The 25,870-nt window shown below is 68.8% G+C and carries 20 protein-coding genes and 1 tRNA gene; 12 read left to right on the top strand and 9 right to left on the bottom strand.

The genetic code is table 11. The features are described from left to right. Positions 1–691 precede the first annotated feature (691 nt). Positions 692–1,564: a helix-turn-helix domain-containing protein gene (locus tag ACIRPU_RS13465; RefSeq protein ID WP_403865878.1), complete on the top strand. Its 873-nt coding sequence runs from the start codon at positions 692–694 to the stop codon at positions 1,562–1,564. Between the two features lie 41 nt (positions 1,565–1,605). Here ACIRPU_RS13465 and ACIRPU_RS13460 read toward each other — a convergent pair whose 3' ends face one another. After that, positions 1,606–2,847 carry a PP2C family protein-serine/threonine phosphatase gene (locus ACIRPU_RS13460; protein ID WP_403865875.1) on the bottom strand — a complete coding sequence of 414 codons (1,242 nt, stop codon included), beginning with the start codon at positions 2,845–2,847 and terminating at the stop codon, positions 1,606–1,608. 612 nt (positions 2,848–3,459) lie between these two features. On the opposite strand from ACIRPU_RS13460, the gene ACIRPU_RS13455 reads away from it, so the two are divergent. The 3 genes from ACIRPU_RS13455 to ACIRPU_RS13445 all read left to right on the top strand — a co-directional run bounded on the left by ACIRPU_RS13455 (position 3,460) and on the right by ACIRPU_RS13445 (position 6,891). After that, positions 3,460–4,857, top strand: coding sequence for an ice-binding family protein (locus ACIRPU_RS13455; RefSeq protein ID WP_403865872.1), 1,398 nt, complete (start codon positions 3,460–3,462; stop codon positions 4,855–4,857). 218 nt (positions 4,858–5,075) lie between these two features. Then, on the top strand, positions 5,076–5,708 hold the full coding sequence (locus ACIRPU_RS13450) for a DUF5819 family protein (RefSeq protein WP_403865869.1): 633 nt from the start codon (positions 5,076–5,078) through the stop codon (positions 5,706–5,708). Beyond that, positions 5,698–6,891: an HTTM domain-containing protein gene (locus tag ACIRPU_RS13445; protein WP_403865866.1), complete on the top strand. Its 1,194-nt coding sequence runs from the start codon at positions 5,698–5,700 to the stop codon at positions 6,889–6,891. The genes ACIRPU_RS13450 and ACIRPU_RS13445 overlap by 11 nt, the downstream gene beginning before the upstream one ends. Before the next feature lie 297 nt (positions 6,892–7,188). On the opposite strand, the gene ACIRPU_RS13440 is transcribed toward ACIRPU_RS13445, so the two are convergent. Beyond that, positions 7,189–7,482: a hypothetical protein gene (locus ACIRPU_RS13440; RefSeq protein ID WP_403865863.1), complete on the bottom strand. Its 294-nt coding sequence runs from the start codon at positions 7,480–7,482 to the stop codon at positions 7,189–7,191. Between the two features lie 481 nt (positions 7,483–7,963). Next, a tRNA-Gly gene (locus tag ACIRPU_RS13435) sits at positions 7,964–8,037 on the bottom strand. A 529-nt stretch (positions 8,038–8,566) separates the two neighbouring features. Here ACIRPU_RS13435 and dcd point away from each other — a divergent pair. Both dcd and ACIRPU_RS13425 read left to right on the top strand, forming a co-directional pair. After that, the gene (dcd, locus tag ACIRPU_RS13430) at positions 8,567–9,142 is read left to right on the top strand and encodes a dCTP deaminase (protein WP_355702535.1); all 576 of its coding nucleotides are present in this window, start codon (positions 8,567–8,569) and stop codon (positions 9,140–9,142) included. An 11-nt stretch (positions 9,143–9,153) separates the two neighbouring features. Continuing rightward, complete coding sequence (locus ACIRPU_RS13425) at positions 9,154–9,687, top strand: phosphoribosyltransferase (RefSeq protein ID WP_385563510.1); 534 nt, start codon at positions 9,154–9,156, stop codon at positions 9,685–9,687. Between the two features lie 176 nt (positions 9,688–9,863). Here ACIRPU_RS13425 and ACIRPU_RS13420 read toward each other — a convergent pair whose 3' ends face one another. The 3 genes from ACIRPU_RS13420 to ACIRPU_RS13410 all read right to left on the bottom strand — a co-directional run bounded on the left by ACIRPU_RS13420 (position 9,864) and on the right by ACIRPU_RS13410 (position 14,417). After that, on the bottom strand, positions 9,864–10,637 hold the full coding sequence (locus tag ACIRPU_RS13420) for a hypothetical protein (protein WP_403865861.1): 774 nt from the start codon (positions 10,635–10,637) through the stop codon (positions 9,864–9,866). 190 nt (positions 10,638–10,827) lie between these two features. After that, on the bottom strand, positions 10,828–11,919 hold the full coding sequence (locus ACIRPU_RS13415; RefSeq protein ID WP_403865859.1) for a Yip1 family protein: 1,092 nt from the start codon (positions 11,917–11,919) through the stop codon (positions 10,828–10,830). A gap of 206 nt (positions 11,920–12,125) precedes the next feature. After that, entirely contained in the window at positions 12,126–14,417 is a 2,292-nt protein-coding gene (locus ACIRPU_RS13410; protein ID WP_403865856.1) for a heterodisulfide reductase-related iron-sulfur binding cluster, read from the bottom strand. Positions 14,418–14,690: 273 nt separating this feature from the next. On the opposite strand from ACIRPU_RS13410, the gene ACIRPU_RS13405 reads away from it, so the two are divergent. From ACIRPU_RS13405 to ACIRPU_RS13385, 5 genes are all read left to right on the top strand, one after another. Then, a complete protein-coding gene (locus ACIRPU_RS13405) occupies positions 14,691–15,896 on the top strand; it encodes an MraY family glycosyltransferase (RefSeq protein ID WP_403865853.1) in 1,206 nt (401 codons plus the stop codon). Positions 15,897–15,991: 95 nt separating this feature from the next. Then, on the top strand, positions 15,992–17,830 hold the full coding sequence (dnaK, locus tag ACIRPU_RS13400) for a molecular chaperone DnaK (RefSeq protein ID WP_020129150.1): 1,839 nt from the start codon (positions 15,992–15,994) through the stop codon (positions 17,828–17,830). Further along, positions 17,827–18,483, top strand: a complete 657-nt coding sequence (grpE, locus tag ACIRPU_RS13395) for a nucleotide exchange factor GrpE (protein ID WP_384124616.1) — start codon at positions 17,827–17,829, stop codon at positions 18,481–18,483. Before dnaK ends, grpE begins: the two co-directional genes overlap by 4 nt. Positions 18,484–18,522: 39 nt before the next feature. Next, entirely contained in the window at positions 18,523–19,698 is a 1,176-nt protein-coding gene (dnaJ, locus tag ACIRPU_RS13390) for a molecular chaperone DnaJ (RefSeq protein WP_355702541.1), read from the top strand. Between the two features lie 5 nt (positions 19,699–19,703). Then, positions 19,704–20,156, top strand: a complete 453-nt coding sequence (locus ACIRPU_RS13385) for a heat shock protein transcriptional repressor HspR (RefSeq protein WP_020129153.1) — start codon at positions 19,704–19,706, stop codon at positions 20,154–20,156. 152 nt (positions 20,157–20,308) lie between these two features. On the opposite strand, the gene ACIRPU_RS13380 is transcribed toward ACIRPU_RS13385, so the two are convergent. Then, a complete protein-coding gene (locus tag ACIRPU_RS13380; RefSeq protein ID WP_403865848.1) occupies positions 20,309–23,305 on the bottom strand; it encodes a hypothetical protein in 2,997 nt (998 codons plus the stop codon). A gap of 62 nt (positions 23,306–23,367) precedes the next feature. Here ACIRPU_RS13380 and ACIRPU_RS13375 point away from each other — a divergent pair, with 62 nt between their 5' ends. After that, complete coding sequence (locus ACIRPU_RS13375) at positions 23,368–23,940, top strand: hypothetical protein (protein WP_403865845.1); 573 nt, start codon at positions 23,368–23,370, stop codon at positions 23,938–23,940. A 22-nt stretch (positions 23,941–23,962) separates the two neighbouring features. Here ACIRPU_RS13375 and ACIRPU_RS13370 read toward each other — a convergent pair whose 3' ends face one another. Both ACIRPU_RS13370 and ACIRPU_RS13365 read right to left on the bottom strand, forming a co-directional pair. Further along, positions 23,963–24,226, bottom strand: a complete 264-nt coding sequence (locus tag ACIRPU_RS13370) for a hypothetical protein (protein ID WP_355702545.1) — start codon at positions 24,224–24,226, stop codon at positions 23,963–23,965. A gap of 45 nt (positions 24,227–24,271) precedes the next feature. Continuing rightward, a complete protein-coding gene (locus ACIRPU_RS13365; protein ID WP_403865842.1) occupies positions 24,272–25,783 on the bottom strand; it encodes a WhiB family transcriptional regulator in 1,512 nt (503 codons plus the stop codon). Between the last annotated feature and the right edge of the window lie 87 nt (positions 25,784–25,870).

The following is a 25,870-nucleotide window of genomic DNA, read 5'->3' as shown; positions in this document are numbered from 1 at the left end:
GTGGCGGTCCCTGGCACTTCGAACGGGGCCGGCTGGTGCGCGTCCCGCCCCGGTAGACGGTCGTTTGGTTCCCCGCTGTTCCCCGTGGTTCCCCGCACGATCTGGCACGCGCTTGGCACGAGTCATTCGTCATCGCACGGCTCCAAGGCCAGCCCTACGGAGCCTTCTTCGAGCCCGTTGTTCTCCTCCAAGTGGAGATGAGCACCGTCCGGTGTGCCGTCCTGCGCGAGGGTGGGAGGTGGCCGGCCAGGGTCTTCAACCCGGCGGCGTTGGCCTCAATGACGATCTCGCCGCCCAGGTTGCGGACCTCGATGCGCGCGCCTTCCTCCCACGTGAAAACTCTGGTGGTCCGTCGATCACCGCACTTAGGTGAGTGGTCATCGATGGAGCAGCGCTTGGTCCAGGGGCCATACCCCAAGCATCGTGTACCCCGGGCCGGCCGCGACGGCGAGAACGGTACGGCGAGACATGCATGATGACCTCTTCGTCCCGAAGTCTCGGCACGCCCTCCCTGACGCCGTGTGATGCGGCGCGACCGCCATCACCGTCATCCCCGCTCCACGGCAATTGCCAAGGTAAGAGTCCGTTTCGGCTGCCGGTCCTCACGGCGGCATTGCGTGTGATCGACAACCCCCGTGCCATGGCAACCTGCGTGCTGACACAGCCATTTGGACCCGGAGGTACACCGCGCGTGGCGGCGAAGACCAACCCCACTGTCAGGAGACGCCGTCTCGGGGCCGAGTTTCGCCGGCTCCGCATCGCCAGTGGGCTGAAGAGCACCGAAGTGGCTGAGCTGCTCATGGTCTCTCAGCCCAAGATCAGCCATTTGGAGAACGGTAACCGCGCCATCAGCCCCCGTGACGTGCGCGACCTCTGCGCGATCTACGGAGTGACGGACCAGCAGGTCATCGATTCTCTGACGGAGATGGCCAGGGAATCCGGCCAGCAGGGCTGGTGGCACGCCTACGGTGATCTCTCCGACAGCGTCTACATCGGCCTGGAGACAGACGCTGCGTCCTTGCACACTTACGCGCCCCTGGTGGTGCCCGATCTGCTGCAGAGCCCCGCCTACGCCCAGGCCGTTATCGGAGAAACGATCCCTCGGCTCACTGCCGAACGGGCAGCCGCGCGCCTCAAGGTGCGGCTGCGCCGTCAGCACCGGATCTACGACCCGGCCTGCCCGTTGCGCCTGTGGACCGTCCTCGACGAATCGGCTCTGCGCCGCGTCGTCGGCAGCCCGGATGTCATGCGTGAACAACTGGAGCACCTGCACGCGCTCAGCGCCGAACCGCACATCACGGTGCAGGTCCTTCCGTACACGGCGGGCGCTCACCCGGGCCTGTCAGGACAGTTCTCCATCCTGCGGTTCGCCGACGGTCCCGAGGCGGGGTTGGTGTACCTGGAACGGTTCACCAGCGACCTCTACCTGGAGAAGCCGTCCGACGTGCGGCACTACGGCGTCATGTACGACCATCTTCAGGCCCGGGCCCTCACCCCGGACAGCAGCCGGGATTTCATCAAGGACACCGCCGAGACGTACACCGACGCGGCAATACATTCCTGAGCGGCGGCCGCGGGAGCCGAACCGGTGCATCGGCGGTGGGCTCAATCGAGGGTGGCGAGGTGATCGGCGTCGCCGCCTCGCCACTCGACGAGGAAGATGGTCGCGTCGTCGGTCGTGGTGCCGCCGCGTGCCTGCTTCAGGGTGTGGGAGAGCGCTCGTACCACCGCCCGAATCTGAGGGCGCTCGCGGAGGATGCGGTTGGTCCACTCGATGAGTTGCTCCTCCCCGAACTGTGCCCCGCCGGCCTGGTGTTCCTCGATCAGGCCGTCGGTGAAACACAGCAGCCGGTCCCCGGGTAGCAGCGTCCGCTCGCTGATCACCGGCTCCTCGCCGCCGAAGCCGACCGGCAACGTGGTCGGGCTCTCCAGGCGGTCCACCACAGCGCGGTCGCGGATCAGGAACGGAGCCGGGTGGCCGGCGTTGACCCACTGAAGCCGGCCTGAGGTGATGTCCAGGATCATTATCTGAGCGGTGACGAAGTGGTCATGACCGAACTGCTCGTTGATGGCCCTGTCCATGAACGCGTACACCTGGGACAGGTCCGTATGGGCCCGTCGCGTGTGGCGATAGGCGCCGACGGCCACTGTCGCCATGGTCGCCGCGTCCAGCCCGTGCCCCATCGCGTCGAGCATGGCCATATGCAGGATGTCGCCGTTGAGGGCGTAGTCGAAGCTGTCGCCGGCCACGTCGTAGGCGGGTTCCAGGATCCCGGCCACCTCGACCTGCGGAACGGTCATCGTCAGCGGGGGCAGCAACGACCACTGGATCTCCGCGGCCACACTCATCGGGGAACTGCGGCGAGCCTGGAAGAACTGGTCGGTGTAGGCGTCCTTGGTGACGATCATGTCCGCGACCAGACCGGCAAGTCTGCGCAGCAACCGCCGGTCATCGTCGTCGACGCTGTCCAGAGTGACGGCCATCGCCCCGATCTGGTCGCTGCCGTCCAGCAGCGGCAGGTACATCCGCACGCTGTCGCCCTCCGGAACCTCCACCGTTCTGCGGCTCAGGAACGCCTCGCCGGCGGGGGAGTCCTCGACCGGCTCGGGGCCTCCGACCCTCAGTCTCCGGCCTGGCAGCGGAACCAGCAGCACCTGTTCGTAGTCCTGCAGGAGGATGGAGACCTCCCGCCCTCCGACCCTGGCCACCTCTTCCGCGACGAGGGGGGCGATCAACTCCGGCGGCATCTCGTGGGCCCGGTCGAGGAGCACCCCCAGCAGTCGCTCCCCAAACCCCTCCGACCGGTCCACCCCGATCCGGTCCGGCTTGCGTCCACCGTCCGTCATCGCTGCCTGCTTCAAGGTCGGGTCACCAGGAGGCTCGGGTCATTGGGGCACGGGCCCACCGACCGACGAGCGGGCCAGGTTCGGGGCGCCGTTCCCGCGTCCCGACGGGGCCCTGGCGTCGTGAGTCGCGGCGCTCCGGACGGACCAGCCCTGTTCTTGGTGGCCGCGTCCGCCGTGTTCCAACGACCCCGGCGTATACACACCGGGGTCGCCCTTCCGGGCCGGTCGCACGTGAGAGTGTGCCGACCCAGTCTCATGCTATGCCTGGTGAACATTTCGAGCATCTGGCACTACTTCGCGGAGTCTCGTCTCTCAGACCTCGTCTGGTTCGGTCGGCCGTCGGACCAGCTGCTTCTCCAGCCGTCGGACCCCGTGGCGTGGGGATTTCGGTCTCCCGGGGCGCGGCCCACTTGAGAACCTGACGATAGTAGGAATTTCGAATCTCATTATTTACACAGCGCTGTGCGCTGTTTGAATGAGCGGCGAATTCCTCCTGCCCTGTTTATTTCGGCGCAGGGATATTGCTGCGTAATATGCGGCGACAGCGACAAGGCTTCCCGGGCGATCGGTAGGGCCCGGCATGCCACGGCCCCCACAGAAAATGGCCTTTTGATGAAGCTGAAGATCCCTCAGGCGGATAACCGCCGCAGTTTGTCCGGCGTGCTGGCTTCCGCCCTCGCCGCGACCATTGCCGCCGTGCTGGTCGCCTTGACGCCGACTCAGGCATTGGCCATCGCCACGCCGGTGCCGCTGGCCACGGCCGCGAGTTTCTCCGTTCTGGCAGGTCAGGGAGTCACCAACACCGGCCCCTCGCTGATCAGCCACGACCTTGGCACCCACCCGAATCCGTCCATTACGGGATTCCCGCCCGGCCAGGTACTCGGTGCCGTGCACGCCGCGGACGCTGTCGCGCTTCAGGCCAAGTCCGACCTGGTGACGGCGTACGACAACGCGGCCGGCCAGGCCACGGACTTCGCACTTGCGTCGGCGATCGGCAACGGACAGACGCTGCTTCCGGGCGTCCACACCGCTGTCTCCGGGGTCGGACTCACCGGTGACCTGATCCTGGACGCCGCGGGGAACCCGAACTCCGTCTGGGTGTTCCAGATTCCCGAAGCTCTGACGACGGCGTCCTCCAGCCGCGTGCTCCTCACGAACGGGGCTTCGGCGTGCAACGTGTTCTGGCAGGTCGGGAGTTCCGCCACCCTCGGCACCACTTCCACCTTCGTGGGCACCATCATGGCTCTGACCTCGATCAGCGTCACGACGGGGACGAACATCGAGGGGCGGGCGCTGGCCCGTAACGGCTCCGTGACGCTCGACAACAACCGGATCTTCCTCGGCGGGTGCGCGACCTCCACCACTGGTGGAACGACGACGGGGACGACCACCGGAACCACTGCGGGAACGACCACCGGCACCACGGCGGGGACGACCACCGGCACCACGACCGGAACCACCGCAGGAACGACCACCAGCGGGGGGCTGCTCGGCGGCGGCCTCGTCAGCGGCGGTCTCGTCAGTGGCGGCCTCCTGGGCGGACCGATCGTCGGGACCGGCGGCACCTCGGGCAACGTCGCCGGCAACACGTCCGGGAACACCGCCGGAAACTCGTCCGGGAACACCGCGGGCAACACCGCCGGGAACAACGGCAACACGGCTGGCAACACCGCCGGGAACACCACTGGTGGTCACGGTGCCGGTGGGCACGACCATGCGCCGGGCGGACCGAACCACGAGGGCAAGCCCGGTAAGCCGCACCACGGCGGCAAGCTGGACCTCGAGGACTACATGCATCCCGGCAAGCCCGACCACGGCCAGGACGAACACGGCCAGGACGAACACGGCAAGCCCGACCACGGCCGGGAAGGCCACGGCGGCAAGCCCGACCACGGCCGGGAAGACCACGGCCAGGACGACCACGGCAAGCAGCCCGACGAAAACTACGGCTACGACGGGGCGCCCCAGGGCTACGAGGGCGACGACCACTCCAAGGCCCACGAGGGCTAGGCAGCGCACTGCGCTCAGTCCGTCCACCGGATGGCGGCGCGCGGCTGGATTCTCATCGAGTCCGCCGCGCGCCGTCGGCGACAGTCAGCAAGAAGGCCAGGCTCCAGCAGTTGACAGAGAAAGACAGGTAGCCGGTGTCGAGCGGAATCGACTCAGCGGACGTGAGGGAAATCCAGCAGTCCGACTCCGGTCCGGCCACACGGGAATGTCCTGACGCCGTGCTCGCGCCCGCCGGGCTGCCGAGAGGTACTCGTGCACTGAAAGCAGGGCTGTACACCGCCGTCGCTATTTGTCTGGCGGCGAGTTTCGTCCACGTGATTCTCGTGTTCCTCCACGTGGCACCGGCCAACACGGTCTCCAAGCGATACAGCCCGCTGATCAGTTCCTGGGTGTACCCCTTCTTCGAACAGAATTGGCGGCTCTTCGCCCCGGACCCCGAATCCGTCAACCGGCAGATTCTGGCGAGAACCGCGCACACCCGCTCCGACGGATCGGTTCAGGTGAGCCCCTGGTTCGACCTGACCGCCGTCGACCGTTCAGCAGTCGAGCATCATCCGTTCCCGAGCCACACCGCACAGAACATGTTGCGCCGCGCCTGGGCCGGCTACGTCGACTCGCACGGAGGAGACGACAAGGCGCACACTGACCGTGCCCTGATGATGCAGAAGTACCTGAGGAACATCGCCGCGGAGCGTGCTGCCACACGCAAGGGCGGCACCTTCGACTTCATTCAGCTCCGCGTCGTCACGCTGCCCATCCCCGTGCCCGGCCCCGCCGCAGGCAATCGCCCGCCGACGCCGGTCGAGAACCGGCTCCTGCCCTGGTGGAAGGTGACCCGCCATGGAAAATGAGGCGCAGAGGACCGCGTGCGCCGGCGTCGGCCGGCGGCTCGCCGACCGGATCACCGCCGCGTGGGATCTCCTGACCGGCCGCCCGCTGTCCCTGTACGCGGCGTCTGTGCTGCGCATGGGCTACGGACTGCTCTATCTGATCTTTCTGCTGCGCGAGTTTCCGCACCGTGACGAGATCTGGGGTCCCGGATCTCCGTGGACGCGCGCCCTGGCAGACCAACTCTTCGAGCAGACGGGCTGGTTCAGCGTTCTGGTCCTGTCCGACAGCCGTGTCTACTTCGAGCTCTGCTATGTGCTGGCGCTGGTTACTGCCGCACTGTTCCTGCTGGGCTGGCGTACCCGTGTCCTGTCGGTACTCTTCGCCGTCATGGTGACCTCGTTCCACAGCCGGGCGATCTTCATGACGGACGGGGGCGACAACCTGATCTTGCTGATGTCCCTCTACCTCGTCCTCACGGCATGCGGTCGGCGCTGGTCCCTGGACGCACGCAGAGACCGGTTGAAGACGGTTCGTGCGAGCAACGCGCCGACCTCGACGAGGAGCTTCCTCGCATGGCAACTCCGCGATGCCCGAACCACGTTGATCACGGTGGTGCACAACTGCGGCATGTTCTTGATCGCGGCACAGGTCTGTTTTCTCTACGGTTCAGCCGGCCTGTACAAGGTCCAGGGCGCTTTGTGGGGCGGCGGAACCGCGCTGCACTACGTCCTGAACCTCGAACTCTTCCGGCCCTGGCCCGTCCTCTCCCACTTCGTGGACGAGCACACGCTCGTGGTCGCCGTCGCCGGCTATCTGACTGTGCTCTTGCAGGTGGCCTTCCCGTTCGTGCTCTTCGGCAGGCTCAAATATCCCGTCCTCGCCATGCTGCTGGGCATGCACATCGGCATCGCCGTGCTGATGGGGCTGCCTCTCTTCTCCGGCGCGATGATCGTCGCGGACGCCGTGTTCCTTCCCGACCGCTTCTACACCTTCCTGCCTCACCTCCGCCGAGGCGCGGTGCGGCGGACGGACAGCGGACGCCCGGTGCCCGGACGAGCGGCAAGCCCCGGAGCCGTGCCCGCGCAAGGCGGACCGGGCGGCACACCCCGCTCGAAGCGCCGAGTTGTGCTCCCGGCAGGGCGGAAAAACACTACGCCCGTCTCCGAACCCGCGTCCCACCAGGTCCTCCCCGATAACAGCTGACACAAGGAGGCGGATCGGCCTGTTGGTGTCAGGCGGTGGTGTCAGCCGCTATGGGTGGGCTTGACTAGTTCGCCTCTCATGCTCTTAAGCAGTGGGCGCGGGTCGTCACTCCGGATCCGATGTGGGGCCTGTCTGCGCCTCAACCAACGACAGCCAGCCACGACGGTGGGTGCGTCGGCCGATTGGGCGCGCGTGTGCCTCGCCGTACCACCACCGGTCTCAGCCACCCTGCCGGTGTTGTTACCCGCGCTTACGCGGCCCGCGAGGGGCAGCGGCTGCCGGTTCGGTCGGTTGGTGTCAGGCCTCTGCCGTCATCACCTTGAAGATGACGACGCCAGCCACGATCACGACCACTGCTCCAGCGATGAGCAGGGCGTGGGCTGCGATGAATGCCGCGATAGCTGTCACTGACGTCACGAGCGCAGTGCCCAGAGCAGCGGCGGCGGTGATGAGGTTCCGGATCACCTCAGGGTGGTTCTTGAGCCACCCTTTGGCGAACTTTTGGGCCGCGTCGAAGCTGATAGAGCCAGCCCGCGTGGCAACACCCCCGACAAAGCATTTGCAGGCAGTGGTAGCGAGGGAGTAGATCACTTCATCCTCCTGGTTGTGTACTCCCAGGTTCTTCCCGTGGTGCCAGTGTTGAGGCAGGCGCGCGGAAGCATCCAAGGAGCGTGAGGAGCACGACTCGGAGTACAGGAGAACCGAAGGAGCCCCGTCGACTTCGAGGCTCGCGACAAGGTGGCTGGCTAAATGCCGTGGAGCCGACCGCCCCAACCACGACGTGTCCTGACCTCATGCCCTGTGCGCCCGCCCGGAGGAGCGAAGCGACGAGGGGGGCTTGAACCAGTAGCGCTGATCGATCAGCACTCCGACGACGACCGACGGCAGGAAGTTGCAGCCGGCCTCGACGCCACGGTCCGTAAGGCACGCCAGGAAGTGCAGGAAGCTGCGGCCGTGCCAGAACCGAGGACGGGCGCTCCGGACGATCAACGTTCTGGCACGAATCTGGCACGCGGCGAGTGATCAGAGCGCACAGCAAAAAGGCCCGGGTCGATGACCTGGGCCTTCTTCGTGGAGCGGGTGACGAGAATCGAACTCGCGCTCTCAGCTTGGGAAGCTGATGTTCTACCATTAAACTACACCCGCGTAAGACGCCGGTCTGGACCGGGGTCGGAACGCTCCGTAACTCTACCCCATGCCGGGCCCCGGGCGATGAAGCCGTGGGTCCTGTGTGCGTTTCTGGGGAGGGATCCGGCTGCGAGCGGCCGGAGTTGGGGCGTACGGTGGGGCGGTGGAAGTGGGGTCGGGCGGGGTCGGAGTGCCGCCTGGAGGGTCGTCCCGTTCGTCCCGTAATGTGGCTTTGGTGGTCCGGCGGTCAGCAGCCGGACAGGGCTCTTGGGGAAGGGACTTCAGGACTTGATGGAGCGCACCGTCGTCCGTTGTGCCGATGGGCACGTGTTCAGTACCGCTTCGTTCCCGATGCAGCAGGCCGAGCGGCTCGGTCCCGGGCGACTCGTCCGGTGTCCTCGGTGTACCCGGTTGCGGAGTGCCGTACCGGTGACTCTCGAGAAGCGGTAGCGGCAAGAGGGAGCCGGAGGCGCTGGAGGCGCCGTCGGCCTGGCGCGCGGAGTCGTCCGATGGTGGTCGCTCCGCGCGCTTTGCGTATCCTCGGGACGTGCTTCTCTCAGACAAGGACATCCGGGCCGAGATCGACGCCGGGCGAGTGCGGATCGATCCCTACGACGAATCCATGGTGCAGCCGTCGAGCATCGACGTGCGGCTCGACCGGATGTTCCGGGTGTTCGAGAACCACCGGTACCCGCATATCGACCCCTCCGTCGAGCAGGCCGACCTGACGCGGCTCGTGGAGCCCGAGGGCGACGAGCCGTTCATCCTCCACCCGGGGGAGTTCGTGCTCGCGAGTACCTACGAGGTCATCTCGCTTCCCGACGATCTCGCCTCGCGGCTGGAGGGCAAGAGCTCCCTCGGACGGCTGGGGCTGGTCACCCACTCCACCGCCGGGTTCATCGACCCCGGCTTCTCCGGACATGTGACGCTCGAACTGTCCAACCTCGCCACCCTGCCGATCAAGCTCTGGCCCGGTATGAAGATCGGCCAGCTGTGCATGTTCCGGCTCAGCTCGCCGGCCGAGTCCCCGTACGGCAGCGAGCGGTACGGGTCCAGGTACCAGGGCCAGCGCGGGCCGACGGCCTCCCGGTCGTTCCTCAACTTCCACCGGTCCCAGGTGTGAGCGGCGACGGCGTGAGCGGCGATGGCGTGAGCGGCGCGGACGTGGCGCGGGAGAACCTGACCTACGAGCAGTTCGGCACCGCCGTCCGTGAGCTCGCGCAGACCATCGCCGACGACGGCTATGTACCCGACGTCGTGCTGAGCATCGCCCGCGGCGGTGTGTTCGTCGCCGGCGGGCTCGCCTACGCCCTCGACTGCAAGAACATCCACCTGGTGAACGTCGAGTTCTACACCGGGGTGGGGACCACGCTCGAGATGCCCGTCATGCTCGCGCCCGTCCCCAACGTCATTGATTTCTCGGACAAGAAGGTCCTGATCACCGACGACGTCGCCGACACGGGCAAGACGCTCAAGCTCGTCCGCGACTTCTGCCTGGACGCCGTCGCCGAGGTGCGCAGCGCCGTCGTCTACGAGAAGTCGCAGTCGCTCGTGAAGTGCGAGTACGTGTGGAAGCGGACCGACGACTGGATCAACTTCCCGTGGAGCGTTCTGCCGGTCGTGCGTAAGGCGGGGGAGGCCGTCACGCCTTCCAGGGAAGCCCTTTAGCCGTCCAAGCCCTTAGCCCTCCAGCCCTCTGGCCTCAGTGGGCCCCTGTGGCATGAGGCGAGGCGGGCCGGCCGTTTCTGTCGTCGGCCGGCCCGATCCGGCTCATGTTTCTGTACGTTTCCCCGAGCTTCCCCGAGCTTCCCCGAGCTTCCCCGAGCTACTTCGCGTTGGTTGCGTTACTTCGCTCGAAGTACTTTGACGCCGTCCCGTTCGAAGTCGTAGACGTAGTCGTTGAGGCGGAGGCCGTCGACCGCGCCGATCCACATGAAGTCGCGGCCCTTGCCCACGGCGACCGTGTAGACCGTCGGCCTGGCGTTGACGGAGGTGAACGAGGCTTTCAGCTGGGCGAAGGTGCACTGGGCGGCCTGGGTGCAGGTGGTCTCGCCGCCCGTGAGGTACCAGTAGCCCGTCCTCGTGGCGTCGAGGAAGGGGCTCCAGCCGTTCGTGACCGGGGACGCGGCCGGCACCCACACCAGCGTGGAGTAGTCGTCGGTGCCCGTCACGTTCGGGTCGATCTCGATCCTGATGTTCGGCAGGTTCGTCACGCCGCCGTAGCTGACGTTCTCGCCCGTCTGGAACACGTGGAAACCGACTCGGCGCAGCCCCAGCACCTGCTTCCCGAAGAAGTCCACCTCGTTGCCGAAGTCGACCTTCTCGCTGGGAGGGGCCAGCGTGGTGGAGTTGTTCGCCACCTCGATGCCGAGGCTGCCCCGCCCGTACGGCGGCCTGGCGGCGGTGCCCGTCGTGCCGAACGGGCCGAAGGGGCCGTTGCGGAGTTCGGCGACCGGAGAGCCGATCGTGTTGCGGGCGATCACGCCCCAGTGGTCCGAGTGGGCCCGGTTGTCGTCCGTCTGGGCGGCTGCCGATCCCGGAAGGATCAGGGCGACGACGGCGACCAGCAGGGCGGCCACGAGCGCCGTTCCCCGCCTCACGCCAAAGCGAGCTTTCACGCGCACTCCTTGTTGGAGGGTGTAGGGAACAGTCACAATATATTACGCTCTGTAGTTGTCATGGTGCGACATGCGGTGTTTCGTATGGTTCATACCGGACTGGCAGGCGTGAGCTCTTGCTTTCCGTGACGACATGCCAAGGGCCCCCGGCGATCCGCCGAGGGCCCTACCGGTGTCTGTTCCCCAGGTGCTAGAACGTGCCCAGCTTCACGATCGACAGCAGTGCGATCAGCTGGATCGACGACGCGCCCAGCGCCTTCGGCCACGGCAGGTCGTGCGAACGGCTGACCATCAGGGTCAGCAGGGCGCCGGCCGCCACCCACGTCGCCCAGCCCAGCAGCTGTACGAACGACGCGTCGCCGCCGAAGAACATCGCGACGACCAGACGCGGGGCGTCCGTGAGGGACATGATCAGCATGGAGAGGCCGACCGTGGGCTGCCACGCGCCGTCGCCGCCCAGCTGGCGGGCCAGGGAGTGGGTGACCACGCCCAGGATGAAGGAGCTCAGCACCATCGCGACGGCCGTCGTCAGGACGATCGGGATCGCGTTGGACAGCGTCGCGTTGATCGCGTCCGCACGCGTGTCGTCGAAGCCGAAGACCGCGAGCAGGCCGTAGAGGAACGTGACGACGAGGGCGGGGCCCCACATCGTGTAGTCCCGCATCTGGAGGAAGGTCTGCTTGGGGGCGAGGACGATGCCCTTCAGCAGCTCCTTCCAGTGCAGTCGCGGACCGACCGGACCAGCCGGGGCCGAGCCCGCGTGGTACGTACCACCCTGGTTGTACTGGTCGTACTGGTGGTGGTCGTCGATCGAGAAGGCCTGGGTGTGCCCCGGATTGTTCGCGGCGTACGGGTCGTGCGGGACACCCCCCGGGCCGCCGGGACCGCCGGGGCCGCCCGGAGCACCGTACGGGGCGTCGCCGCCGAAGTACTCCGGCTCGTCGCCGTTCTGGCCGCCGTACCCTGCGCCGTTCGCCTGCGGCCACTGGCCGCCGCCCGCGCCCGTGCCGCCGTACTGCGGACGCTGCTGCGGGTACGGCTGCTGGCCCGACGGGTAGCCGTACGACGGCCCCGAGGGTCCCGACGGTCCCGAGGACCGCGACGGTCCCTGGGGCGCCTGCTGCCCGTACGGAGGTTGTTGCGGTCGCGCTTGCGGGGCACGGTTGTCCCGGCCGCCGCGTCCGATCCTGAATCCAGCCACGTCATCGAACGTACCTGGTCCCGGAGAGTGACGTGCCTGACCCTGCCGTCCGGGTACGGCTTTGCTGCCGACCTGTGACATCCCCTAAGGGGAGTAACGGGGCTGGAAACGGTGGTTCATCAGGGAAGTGTCGTAGGGGGCGCGGGGACGGCCGGGGAGTGCAGGTGTGAAACGGCGACGCCCCCGTGTCCACGGTGGGACACGGGGGCGGCGGTGCGGCTGCGGCGGTACAGCCGGTCGGGCTGCTGCCGGTGGGGTTGCTGCCGAGCGGGCTGCTGCCGGTCGGGTTACTTCACCGGTTGTGGTTCCGGCTCACTCTCGGTCTGCGTGCCGCCTGCCGGGGGCTCGTCGTCGACCGGGGTCTTGACCGACTCCAGGAGCAGCTGGGAGACGTCCACGACCTGGATGGACTCCTTGGCTGTGCCGTCGTTCTTCTTGCCGTTGACCGAGTCGGTCAGCATGACGAGGCAGAAGGGGCAGGCGGTGGAGATGATGTCGGGGTTGAGGGAGAGGGCTTCGTCGACGCGCTCGTTGTTGATGCGCTTGCCGATCCGCTCCTCCATCCACATCCGTGCGCCGCCGGCGCCACAGCAGAAGCCGCGCTCCTTGTGCCGGTGCATCTCCTCGTTCCGCAGACCCGGGACGTTGGCGATGATCTCGCGCGGAGGCGTGTAGATCTTGTTGTGGCGGCCGAGGTAGCAGGGGTCGTGGTACGTGATGAGGCCCTCGACCGGGGTCACCGGGATCAGCCTGCCCTCGTCGATGAGGTGCTGGAGCAGCTGGGTGTGGTGGATGACCTCGTAGTCGCCGCCGAGCTGCGGGTACTCGTTGCCGAGGGTGTTCAGGCAGTGCGGACAGGTCGCGACGATCTTCTTCGCCGACTTCGGCTTGCGTGAGTCCGGGGTGGTGTTGCCGTCGTCGTCCAGCTCCTCGCCGAAGGCGCTGTTCAGCGCCATGACGTTCTCCATGCCGAGCTCCTGGAACAGGGGCTCGTTGCCGAGGCGGCGCGCGGAGTCACCGGTGCACTTCTCGTCGCCGCCCATGATCGCGAACTTCACGCCCGCGATGTGGAGGAGCTCGGCGAACGCCTTCGTGGTCTTCTTCGCGCGGTCTTCGAGGGCGCCGGCGCAGCCGACCCAGTACAGGTACTCGACCTCGGTGAGGTCCTCGATGTCCCGGCCGACGACCGGCACCTCGAAGTCGACCTCCTTGAGCCACTCCAGGCGCTGCTTCTTCGCCAGCCCCCAGGGGTTGCCCTTCTTCTCCAGGTTCTTGAGCATCGTGCCCGCCTCGGACGGGAACGCGGACTCGATCATCACCTGGTAGCGGCGCATGTCGACGATGTGGTCGACGTGCTCGATGTCGACGGGGCACTGCTCGACGCAGGCGCCGCAGGTGGTGCACGACCACAGCACGTCGGGGTCGATGACGCCGCCTTCTTCGGCGGTGCCGATCAGCGGGCGCTCGGCCTCGGCGAGCGCGGCGGCGGGCACGCCCGCGAGCTGCTCGGCCGACGCCTTCTCCTCGCCCTCCATCGACTTGCCGCCACCCGCGAGGAGGTAGGGCGCCTTGGCGTGGGCGTGGTCGCGCAGCGACATGATCAGGAGCTTGGGGGAGAGCGGCTTGCCGGTGTTCCAGGCGGGGCACTGGGACTGGCAGCGGCCGCACTCGGTGCAGGTGGAGAAGTCCAGCAGGCCCTTCCAGGAGAACTGCTCGACCTGGGAGACGCCGAAGACGTCGTCGTCGCCGGGGTCGGTGAAGTCGATCGGCTTCCCGCCCGACGTCATCGGCTGCAACCCGCCCAGGGCGGTGGCGCCGTCGGCGTTGCGCTTGAACCAGATGTTCGGGAACGCCAGGAAGCGGTGCCAGGCCACACCCATGTTGGTGTTGAGCGAGACCACGATCATCCAGATGAACGACGTCCCGATCTTGATCATCGCGACGAGGTAGACCAGGTTCTGGAGCGTGGTGACGCCCAGCCCCTTGAAGGCCAGGACGAGCGGGTACGAGGCGAAGTAGCCGGCCTCGTAGTGCTCCACGTGGTGCAGCGCACCCTCCAGGCCGCGCAGCACGTAGATGGCGAGGCCGATGGTGAGGATGACGTACTCGACGAAGTAGGCCTGACCGGACTTGGAGCCGGCGAAGCGCGACTTGCGGCCTGCGCGTGAGGGCAGGTTCAGCAGGCGGATCGCCATGAGGACGACGATGCCCAGGATCGTCATCACGCCGATGAACTCGATGTAGAGCTCGAACGGCAGGAAGTCGCCGATGACCGGCAGCACCCAGTCGGCCTGGAAGAGCTGGCCGAAGGCCTGGGCGAGGGTCGGCGGCAGCGTCAGGAAGCCGATCGCCACGAACCAGTGGGCGAAGCCCACGATGCCCCAGCGGTTCATCCGCGTGTGGCCGAGAAACTCCCGTGCCAGCGTCACGCTGCGCGCGTAGGGATTGTCTGTCCGAGTTCCGGCGGGGAGCGGCTGGCCCAGCTTGAAGTACCGGACGAACTGGCCGATGGCACGTGCGATCAGGGCGACGCCGACCACGGTCAGAAGCAGCGACACGATGATCGCGGCGAGTTGCATTTGGGGGCTCCTCGGGCCTGCGAGGGAAATTACTAAGCGGTAACTTATGCAGTCCGTTTGAGACTACCCCGTATTCTCCGTCGCACTGTAGCGGGATGCGGAGTGATCTCAGTCGCTGAGGGTTGCCTCAGGATCCGGTCGGGTTCCGGTCGGGTTCGGGTCGGGTTCGGGTCGGGCTGGAGTGGAGGGAAGGTCGGGTTCCGGTTGGGATCCGGTCGAGAATCGGCCGTGTTATTCGTACCAAATTGGTACATATGTGACTAATTTATATCCGTGCTCTACGGGATCGTCGCCGCCATCACCGCCCTGTTCCTCGCCGCCGTCCTCGCCGCGCTGCTGCGCGTGCCCGCCCTGCGCCTGGGGTTGCTCGACCGGCGGCAGCGGCAGCGGCGGGTGCCTCTGTTCGGGGGTGCCGCCGTGGTGCTCGCCACCTGCCTCGTCGCGGTCGCCGGGGACTGGACGGGCATTGCCCCGCTCGGCGACGGCATCGAGGTGCTGCTCGTCGCGGGGGGCGCCGTCGCCGCGCTCGGGCTCGTCGCGGACGTGTGGCGGCTCAACGCGCGGTTCCTGGTGGTCGGTACGGCGGTCGCGGCCGCCTTCGTGGTGCCGTACGGCGACACCGGGGCGGTGGCCGGAGCGGCGGGCGTCGGCTGGATCACGTTCGTCGCCCTCGCCTTCCGGTCGCTCGACCACGCCGACGGAGTGGCCGGAACCGTCGGGGTCGTCACCGCCTTCGGAGTGGCCGCCTGCGCCGCGGTCGAGGTCATGGACGGGCTGGCGGTGCTGCTGAGTGTCTTCGCCGCCGCGCTGACCGGGTTCCTGATGCACAACTGGCCTCCCGCGCGTGTCGCCCTCGGAGCGTGCGGGTCGCTCTTCGCGGGCTTCCTCCTCGCCTCGGCCGCCGTGATCTCCCGCGCGGGGCACGATCCGGTCGCCGGCGCGGGGGTGCTGTTCGCGCTCACCGCGGTCGCCGTGGCCGACGTCGCCCTGGTCGTGCTGTCGCGGCGACTGGCCCGACGGCCGTTGCTGCGTGGCGCGTCCGACCATCTCGCCCACCGGCTGCGGCGGCTGGGGCTCACCGCGCAGGGGGTGACCGTGCTGCTCGGGGTGGCGGCCTTCGCCGCGGTGCTCGTCGGGGTGCTGGTGCACGCCGGGTGGGTCGACGCGCGGGCGGTGTGGTGGGTGGCCGGCGGGGCGCTGGTCGTCGTACTCGGGATGCTGCGGGTCGCGGTGTACGGGCCGCCACGCGCGCGTGGCCGTCGTGCCCGGCGCGCCGGTCGTGCGGGCCGCTCCGCGCCGCGCCAGGCGGCCCGCCCGGTGTCCCGCCCGGCACCGCGTCCCGGGTCGGGTTCGGCGTCGGTGTACGCGCCCCGGCGTCAATCCGAGGACCCGGCGCTTCACCCGGAACCTGGGATGCGGCGGACCGGGCGCTCCGTATCGCCGCAGGTCAACGCCTCCTTGCGTGTAAGGAACGGATAAGAGTTGAGTGGGTGCGACTCAGGTCTGTTGACCCAGAGGTGAGCCTCGTGCACACTTGAGTCCGTTCCACTCAAGTCAGCTGGAGGAAGATCACCATGGCACGTGCGGTCGGCATCGACCTGGGCACAACAAACTCCGTCGTCAGCGTTCTGGAGGGCGGCGAGCCCACCGTCATCACCAACGCCGAGGGTGCCAGGACCACGCCGTCCGTCGTCGCCTTCGCCAAGAACGGTGAAGTGCTCGTCGGCGAGGTGGCCAAGCGCCAGGCAGTCACGAACGTGGACCGGACCATCCGCTCCGTGAAGCGTCACATGGGCACGGACTGGACGATCGAGCTCGACGGGAAGAACTTCAACCCGCAGCAGATGAGCGCGTTCATCCTGCAGAAGCTCAAGCGCGACGCCGAGGCCTACCTGGGCGAGAAGGTGGCCGACGCGGTCATCACCGTCCCGGCGTACTTCAACGACTCCGAGCGCCAGGCGACGAAGGAAGCCGGTGAGATCGCCGGTCTCAACGTCCTTCGCATCGTCAACGAGCCCACCGCGGCCGCGCTCGCGTACGGCCTCGACAAGGACGACCAGACGATCCTCGTCTTCGACCTCGGTGGCGGCACGTTCGACGTGTCCCTCCTGGAGATCGGTGACGGCGTCGTCGAGGTGAAGGCCACCAACGGCGACAACCACCTCGGTGGTGACGACTGGGACCAGCGTGTCGTCGACTACCTGGTGCAGCAGTTCAAGGCCGGCCACGGTGTGGACCTCGCCAAGGACAAGATGGCGCTCCAGCGTCTGCGCGAGGCCGCCGAGAAGGCGAAGATCGAGCTGTCCTCGTCCACCGAGACCTCGATCAACCTGCCCTACATCACGGCGTCCGCCGAGGGCCCGCTGCACCTGGACGAGAAGCTCACGCGCGCCCAGTTCCAGCAGCTGACGGCCGACCTGCTGGAGCGCTGCAAGACGCCGTTCCACAACGTCATCAAGGACGCCGGCATCAACCTCTCCGAGATCGACCACGTCGTTCTCGTCGGTGGTTCGACCCGGATGCCCGCCGTCGCCGAGCTCGTTCGGGAGCTGACCGGCGGTCAGGACGCCAACAAGGGCGTCAACCCGGACGAGGTCGTCGCCATCGGCGCCGCGCTCCAGGCCGGTGTCCTCAAGGGTGAGGTCAAGGACGTCCTGCTCCTCGACGTGACCCCGCTGTCCCTCGGTATCGAGACCAAGGGCGGCATCATGACCAAGCTGATCGAGCGCAACACGACGATCCCGACGAAGCGTTCGGAGATCTTCACGACGGCCGAGGACAACCAGCCGTCGGTGCAGATCCAGGTCTACCAGGGCGAGCGCGAGATCGCGGCCTACAACAAGAAGCTCGGCATGTTCGAGCTGACCGGTCTGCCGCCGGCGCCGCGTGGCGTCCCGCAGATCGAGGTCGCCTTCGACATCGACGCCAACGGCATCATGCACGTCACGGCCAAGGACCTCGGCACGGGCAAGGAGCAGAAGATGACCGTCACCGGCGGCTCCTCGCTGCCGAAGGACGAGGTCGACCGCATGCGCCAGGAGGCCGAGCAGTACGCGGACGAGGACCACCGTCGTCGCGAGGCCGCCGAGTCCCGTAACCAGGGCGAGCAGCTCGTCTACCAGACGGAGAAGTTCCTCAAGGACAACGAGGACAAGGTTCCGGCCGAGGTCAAGACCGAGGTCGAGGCCGCCGTCGAGGAGCTCAAGGCCGCGCTCAAGGGTGAGGACACCGCCGAGATCCGCACGGCCACCGAGAAGGTCGCCGCGGTCTCGCAGAAGGTCGGCCAGGCCATGTACGCCGACGCCCAGGCCGGTCAGGGCGCCGACGCTCCCAAGGCCGACGCCCCGAAGGCGGACGACGACGTCGTGGACGCCGAGATCGTGGACGACGAGCGCAAGGACGGTGCCGCGTGACGGAGGAGACTCCGGGCTTCGAGGAGAAGCCCGACGTCCCCTCCGGCGCCACCCCTGAAGACGCCGAGCCGAAGGCCGCTTCCCCCTCCGCTTCGGCGGCGGGGGAGGCCCCGGCCGGGGACACGAACCAGACAGCCGGTCTGGTGGCCCAGCTGGACCAGGTGCGCACCGCTCTGGGCGAGCGCACCGCGGACCTCCAGCGCCTCCAGGCCGAGTACCAGAACTACCGCCGCCGGGTCGAGCGCGACCGGATCGCGGTCAAGGAGATCGCCATCGCGAACCTCCTGACCGAACTCCTGCCCGTGCTCGACGACATCGGCCGCGCGCGGGAACACGGCGAGTTCGTCGGCGGCTTCAAGTCGGTGGGCGAATCGCTGGAGACCGTCGCGGCCAAGATGGGCCTCCAGCAGTTCGGCAAGGAGGGCGAGCCCTTCGACCCGACGATCCACGAAGCCCTGATGCACAGCTACGCGCCCGACGTCACCGAGACGACGTGCGTGGCGATCCTGCAGCCCGGGTATCGGATCGGCGAGCGCACCATCCGCCCCGCGCGGGTGGCCGTCGCCGAACCGCAGCCCGGTGCACAGGCGGCCAAGGGCGACGAGGCCGAGGCGGCCGACGACAAGGAGAGCGGTGGCCCGGACGAGGGCTGAGCTCGAACGGATGAGCGGGTGGGAGGAGGGACGTCGAGGATGAGCACCAAGGACTTCGTCGAGAAGGACTTCTACAAGGTCCTCGGCGTCCCCAAGGACGCCACCGAGGCCGAGATCAAGAAGGCGTACCGGAAGCTCGCCCGCGAGTTCCACCCCGACGCCAACAAGGGCAACGCCAAGGCGGAGGAGCGCTTCAAGGAGATCTCCGAGGCGAACGACGTCCTCGGTGACCCCAAGAAGCGCAAGGAGTACGACGAGGCGCGCGCCCTCTTCGGCAACGGCGGCTTCCGCCCCGGCCCGGGGGCGGGCGGCTCCTTCAACTTCGACCTGGGCGACCTCTTCGGAGGCGGCGCCCAGGGCGGCGGCGCGCAGGGCGGCTTCGGCGGCGGCATCGGGGACGTGTTCGGCGGCCTGTTCAACCGTGGCGGCCCCGGCACGACCCGTACCCAGCCCCGGCGCGGCCAGGACATCGACACCGAGGTCACCCTGACCTTCACGGAGGCGATCGAGGGCGCGACGGTCCCGCTGCGCATGTCCTCGCAGGCCCCCTGCAAGGCGTGTTCGGGGACGGGCGACAAGAACGGCACCCCCCGCGTGTGCCCGACCTGCGTGGGCACGGGCCAGGTGGCGAGGGGCTCGGGCGGCGGCTTCTCCCTGACCGACCCCTGCCCGGACTGCAAGGGCCGGGGCCTGATCGCCGAGCATCCCTGCCTGGACTGCAAGGGCAGCGGCCGCGCGAAGTCGTCGAGGACCATGCAGGTCCGCATTCCCGCGGGAGTGACGGACGGTCAGCGCATCCGGCTGCGCGGCAAGGGCGCCCCGGGCGAGCGTGGCGGTCCGGCGGGCGACCTGTACGTCGTCGTCCACGTCGGCGCGCACTCGGTGTTCGGCCGCAAGGAGGACAACCTGACGGTGACCGTCCCGGTGACGTTCACCGAGGCGGCACTCGGCGGCGAGATCAGGGTGCCGACGCTCGGTGGACCGTCCCTGACCTTGAAGCTTCCGCCCGGCACGCCCAACGGCCGCACGATGAGGGCGCGGGGCAAGGGCGCGGTCCGCAAGGACGGCACCCGCGGCGACCTGTTGGTCACCGTCGAGGTGAGTGTTCCGAAGGACTTGTCGGGGAAGGCTCGTGAGGCGCTGGAGGCGTATCGCGAGGCGACCGCGGGCGAGGACCCGCGGGCGGAGCTGTTCGAGGCCGCGAAGGGAGCATGAGAGTGATGGACGGCCGTCGGCGTAACCCGTATGAACTGACCCAGGAGACCCCGGTCTACGTCATCTCGGTGGCGGCCCAGCTCTCGGGCCTGCATCCGCAGACGCTACGCCAGTACGACCGCCTGGGTCTCGTCTCCCCCGACCGCACCGCCGGCCGGGGGCGCCGTTACTCGGCCCGCGACATCGAGCTGCTGCGCACGGTGCAGGCCCTGTCCCAGGACGAGGGCATCAACCTGGCCGGCATCAAGCGGATCATCGAGCTGGAGAACCAGGTGGCCGCGCTCCAGGCCAGGGCCGCGGAGCTGGAGGCCGCGCTGGACGGTGCGGCCGCGGCCATGCAGCAGCGGGAGGCGGCGGTGCACGCCTCCTACCGGCGGGACCTGGTGCCGTACCAGGAGGTGCAGCAGACCAGCGCGTTGGTGGTCTGGCGGCCGAAGCGGCAGCAGCCGACGGACTGACGCCTGACGGCACGTATACAGCGGCACGTATCCAGGGGTACGTATCCAGCGGCATGTATACAGCGGTACGTATACGAAAGAGGGGCCCGGAGATTCGTCTCCGGGCCCCTCTTCTCTTGTGTTGCCACGGCCGCCCCGTCCTCGTACGACTGTCAGTCGTCCATGTCGACGCCCGGCTCGGGTCGTTCGTGGCCCGGCGGCCTTTGCTGCGGCGGCTGCTGGGCGGGGGCGGACGGCCGGTCGGCACCGCGCCGACGCACGCCCATCTGCCAGAGATGCGAACCGGAGACGCCGGGGGCGGGAGAGGGGGTTGGAGCTGGGGCCGGGGTCGGGGCCGGGGTCGGGGTTGGGACTGAGGGCTGGGCTGGGGTGGGGGGCTGGGCTGGAGTCGGGGTCGTGGTCGGGGTGGGAGTCGGGGTCGCGGTCGGGGTGGGGGACTGGGCCGGTGCCGGGGACGGTGCCGGTGCTGGGGCCAGTGCCGGTGCTGGGGCCGGAGCTGGGGCCGGGGCTGGTTCGAGGTTGGTGACGGGCTCCGGGTCCCGTTCCGCCTCCGGGGCCCGTTCCGCCTTCGGACCCCGTTTCACCTGCGGGTCCCGTTGTGCCGTCGGCTTGGGCTTTTCCTGGGGCAGGGCGGGGGTCTGGGGGTCGGTGGTCGGAGGCTCTGCCCCCTGGCCCAGGTCCGGGCGTCGCCAGCGTTCCGGGATGGTCGACATCCGTCGTACCGCCTCGGGGTCGCCCGCCGCTGCCGCCGCGACGGCGCGTGCGCGCAGGGCGCTCTGGCGGGCGATCGGGGAGAAGCCGGGGGCCGCGTTGCCGGTCTCGGACGGCAGGCCGCGGAGGCCCATCCGGTTCAGCTCGGCCTGAAGTCCCGTCTCCGGGGCGAAGATCTCGCGCGGCAGTTGCCAGGAGGCCGCGCCGTCCACGTCGACGCGGTGTTCCCTGCCGTCCACGGCGAAGGTGAGCCCGTAGCCGATGTACTGGTCGTCCTTGTCGAACAGCAGGTCCCCGGAGATCTCGCCGCCCCGGTCGCGCACCTCGTCGGCGAGGACCTGGAGGGCGGGCGGGAGGGGGTTGGTGCGGCCGAGGCTGGTGACGTAGCCGTCGCTGCGGGCCACCTGCCGCTCGTCGGTCCCCTTCTCGGTGTAGGGGACCTGGAAGCGGGTCTCGCCCTTCTCGTCCTGGTAGGTCTCGATGGCCCCGACGCGTGCCTCGACGAAGGTCAGCCGCTTCTCGCCGCCCTCGCCATGGCCGTACCGCTGTTGCATCGCCGGGAACTGGACCTGGTGCTGCAGTGCCGGCGGCGGCCGCGAGCCGATGATCGTGACGTGGGCGTCGGGATTCTGGATCAGGATGATCTCCGCGTTGGCGACGGCGGTTCCGCCGGAACCCACGACGATCCACTCCTTGGCGGCGTGCGGATCGAAACGGCTCTCGGCGACCTCGTCGCCCAGCAGCACGCGCCCTGCCGCGGCTCTACGCGCCGCCTCCCACTTCTGCGTCGAGTCGAGGGCGGTGAAGCAGTTGCCCATGCGGGTCTCGTCCGCGGTGCCCAGGCCGGCCGTGAGGGCGTCCTTCAGTGCCGGGGAGGAACTCAGGGCGCCGAGCACGGTGCCGGTGTCCGTGCCGCTGCGCTCGGCCTGTGTCAGCCAGGCGCGCAGATCGCCCGCGCCGGCGATCCCCTGCCCCTCCAGCTCTCGCAGCCGATCGCCGATCAGCCGTACCGCTTCGCCGCGGCTCTCCACGGGGAAGTCTCCGCGCGGCATTCCCGGTACGAGCTCCGGTGTGAGGCCGGTGGCGATGCCGGGCGTGCCGGCGCAGGCCACCCAGAGGGGAGTCGCGCTCTCCTTGCCTTCTTCGCCCAACGTGCTTACTTCTGCCAGGAGTTCGCCGTCCCGTCCCAGGCGCAGCCGGGCGCGGCCGTTCACCACGTCGCCCTGCGTGGCGAGTTGGTCCTCCCAGACCCGGACGGCGTGGATGGAGATGCGGTGCCGGGGATCCTCGACCGCCGAGTACGGGTCGACGCCCATCCACTGCGCGAGGTCGCGGTCCTGGTCGGCGGACTGCACGATCCCGTCCCCGGGGTCCAGGTGCCAACGGCCCGCCCCGTCCACCAACAGCGCCTCCGGATCGCGTCCGGTGAGGCTCGCGCCGCCGCCGATCACGACCTTGCGCAGCGGGAGTCGCCCTTCGGCGAGCTGCCCCTCCAGCGTCTGCACGGTGCGCTCGCTGACCTGCGCGCGGTACTCCGCCCATCGCTCGGCGGCGGGTTCCAGCTCGTCGCGGGGGAGCGGCAGCCCGTCCTGGTCGTAGCCCGGCATGGGCATGGTGACGTCACGCCGTCCGATGAACGCCTCGACCTGACGTTCCGCGCGCAGGGCGGCGTCGCGGGACGCCTGGAGGGCGGTGGCGTCGGCGGGGGAGAGGTTCTCGATGGGGTGGGCGAGATCCTCGAGGAGACTCACCGAATCTCTTGAGAGAGAGGCGTACGACACCAGGTATCGGACGCGTGCCGCTTTTTCCTGGGTGTGGAACGCCGCCTCGTCGCTCAGAGCGACAGTGGGTCGGATGCCGTACGGGTCGAGCAGTGCGGAGAACTGCGCGCGCGCCTCCATCTGCTCCTGTGAGGAGAGCCCGGTGTCCTTGCTCTGTCCGGCGAGCCAGTTGAGCTCCCCGATGCGCCCCCTGTCCGAGGCTGACAGCTGACGGTCCGCGGGGAGCTCCGCTCCTTCCCGCAACAGGTCTTCCCGGACGGGGACCAAACCGTCGGCCGCGCGCTCGCGCACGGCGGCGAGCTCACCGAGTTCGTGGGCGAGGACTCGTCCCAGCATCGCGGTCGGAAGGCGGTCGGACACCCGGATGACGTAGTTCTGCGAGGCGGTGTTCGTCGCCGTGTCGGCGATCGCTCCCGTCGTCAGCGGAATGGCGTCCACCCAGATCTGGGCGGACTCCCCCCGACTGTCCTGCAACACGAAATACTGGCGCCCGTCCTCGGTCTCAGCAGGAGTGAGGGAGGCCAGTCCGTCCCCCAGGACGACGGACGCCACCGCACCCATGTCCCGCCTCGCCGCCCACACGAGATCTTGCTGCTGCACGGGTCCGCCCGGCCGGAGTGTTCCCATGACGAACTGCGGATCGGCCGATGTGTCCACGTGATGCCCTCCCCCAGGCTCTGTACATATGCACGCCGCACAACAGACTTTAGGATCATCCCATGTTGAGAGCCCGTTCCTCGCTGGAAGCACACCTGTACATGGACCTGCACCCATGCGAGTGCGGGAGCTCCGACTTCGTCCGCCGACACCGCTTGGAGCAGCGTGGTGACGGCATCGTCGCCGTGTACGAGGGTCCGTGCAGCCAGTGCGGCCGCAACCGGAACTTCGCCTTCCTGATGGCCGACGAGATCCCCCCGCCTCCGCCGGCCTTCGGCGGGCCCGAGCCGTCCGAGATCATCGACCCCGGTGAGTTCGCCGAGGTCGCCTCCGACGTCTCGCGCCGCGCCGGGCTGGAGATCCTCAACACGCCCGAATCCGAGCACCACAAGCATCGCGGCGCGATGGCCTATGCGGTTGCCGCCGTCGAAGAGGTCCTGAAGTTCATTCCTCCGGGCCAGGACGCCGTCCCCGCTTCGGCCTTCACCTCCGAAGTGGGCAAGGCTCGCTACGAGAGGGACCGGGGAAAGTTCGATCGCGACATCCTGGAGATCGAACTCCGCCTCACGCGCCAGATCCTCGCCGACATCGACGAGGTCAGCCCTCCGCCCGGCCGGAGCGGCCCTCAGGCCTGAGTGCGGGCTCGGCGGCGGCGGCTCAGCCCAGCTGTTCCGTCGTGCCGTCCGGGTGGATCAGGAGGCGGATCGCGCCGCCGTAGCGGTTGTCGGTGATGGTGGCCGGGGTGGGGGCGCCGAGTTGCTGGGCGCGTTGCTGGAGGATCGCCAGGACGACGTCCTGGATGTCGCCGTAGGGCGGGGCGGTGACCGGGACGCCGTCGATCAGGCCGGCGTTGGGGGAGAAGACGTGCACCTGGGCGTCCGCCGTGGCGGGGGGCGGGGGTGGCGGCGTCGGTTCGGTCATCGGGTGTCTTGGTTCCTTCCGGCTCGCTTCCGGAGCAACTCCGGCTCAGGCGCTCTTCGCCTCGTCCTGCTCAGGGACGTCCACGGTGACGTCGAGGGCGACGTCCATGGTGATGTCGACGGTGCGAGCGTACGTGCCTCGGGCGAGGCGTTGTAGGCGGCCCGACTTGACGAGGGCGGACAGTACGTTGCTGATCGTCTTCGAGGGGTCGCCGTAGACGCCGGGCGGGAGGGCGCGCAGCACGTCGCGGGCCGAGAAGGGGCCGGGGAAGGTCGATACGGCCGTCTCCACGGCCGCCCGGATGCTGGGGGCGCCGGAGGGGGCGAGGGCGGCGGCCTGGCCGGTGCCGGTGGACGTCCTGCCGGTCGGGGCCGGGTGCGGGAGGCACGCGCGGATGCCCTGCAGTGCGGTGCGGATCGGCTCCAGGTGGATCTCGTCGCCGTCCGGGGCCCCGGTCGCGGCCAGCATGGTCGCCACCTTCTCTATGTTGGCGAGGGAGGAGGCCAGCTCGCGCAGCAGCGGTTCCAGGAAGTCGCGGCGCAGGGCCGCCACCGGGTCGGTGGTGGCGAGTTCGACGGAGACCGAGCCGGTCAGGGCGCGGAGCGGACCGGCGGCGTCCGGGGCGGTCTCGGCGGAGCCGCAGGAGCTCCCGCCCCCTTGCGGAGCCAGTGCCTCCACGGCCTTCCGCGCGGCGCGGATGGTGTCCGGCAGCTCCGGCGCGATCTCGCCGCCGGGCACGCTCGCCAGCATCGTGACCAGCTGCTCCAGGCCGGTGAGCGTGGGCAGGGCGGAGCGGATCAGGGGGGCCAGCAGAGCCTGTCGTACGGCCTGGGCGGGATCCTCGTACGAGAAGGCGATCCGCTGCCCGGACTCGGCCGCTGCCATGTCCTCGCTCCTGCTTTCCGGGTGGATGGGTCTGGAACCGTGGCCGTCGTCGTGCGTCCGCCGAGTGGTGGTGTGCTCGTGCAACTGCCTCGGGATGGCGGGCAACTCGCTGCGCTGCCTGGCCAGTTGGTCCTGGCGTGCGTCGAACGCGTCGAGGATTCGCTCCAGCACGGGCTGACCGCGCTCGGCGTCGTGCCGGGCGGCCGTGTCGGCGCTGAGGGAACGCAGGCGCAGCAGGCGGCGGGACGTTTCGCCGGAGCTGTAGCCGGGGCCCGCGCCGGGGCCGTCCACCGTGTGGGTGGGCAGATCGCCGTTCGCGTCGCCGACGCCGAGGGCGCGGCGGATCCAGCGGCGGTCGTCGAGCGTGGTCGCGGCCGCGTAGCCGTAGGGCTCGGCGTGGGCGACGGCGTCCTGGAGGCATTCCGCCCACAACGGGCAGGAAGCGCACAGGTCGCGGGCGGTGCGGAGCAGTACGAGGTGCTGGTGGCGCTGTTCGGGCGAGGTGTGCGGAATGTCCGTGGGTGCCTCCAGCAGCGGGTGCTGGAAGACGTCCGGTCGGCGCTGGCAGGGCAGAGCGGCGTCGGGAGTGTGGGCCCCCGTCCCCGCCCCCGCTCCCCGTACCGGCCCGCGCGCGGGACGCGTGGGCAGCGCCGTATGGCTGGCCATAGGCATGTGTGGTGTCCCCCGTGGTGATACGTGATCGGGGGGGAGCCTAAAGCGTTCCGTCAATCCCGTGCAACGCATCTGCAAAGCATGTGC

Source organism: Streptomyces sp. NPDC102259, from assembly GCF_044766465.1.
Taxonomy (GTDB): Bacteria; Actinomycetota; Actinomycetes; order Streptomycetales; family Streptomycetaceae; genus Streptomyces.
This window is presented reverse-complemented; position numbering and strand designations above follow the sequence as displayed.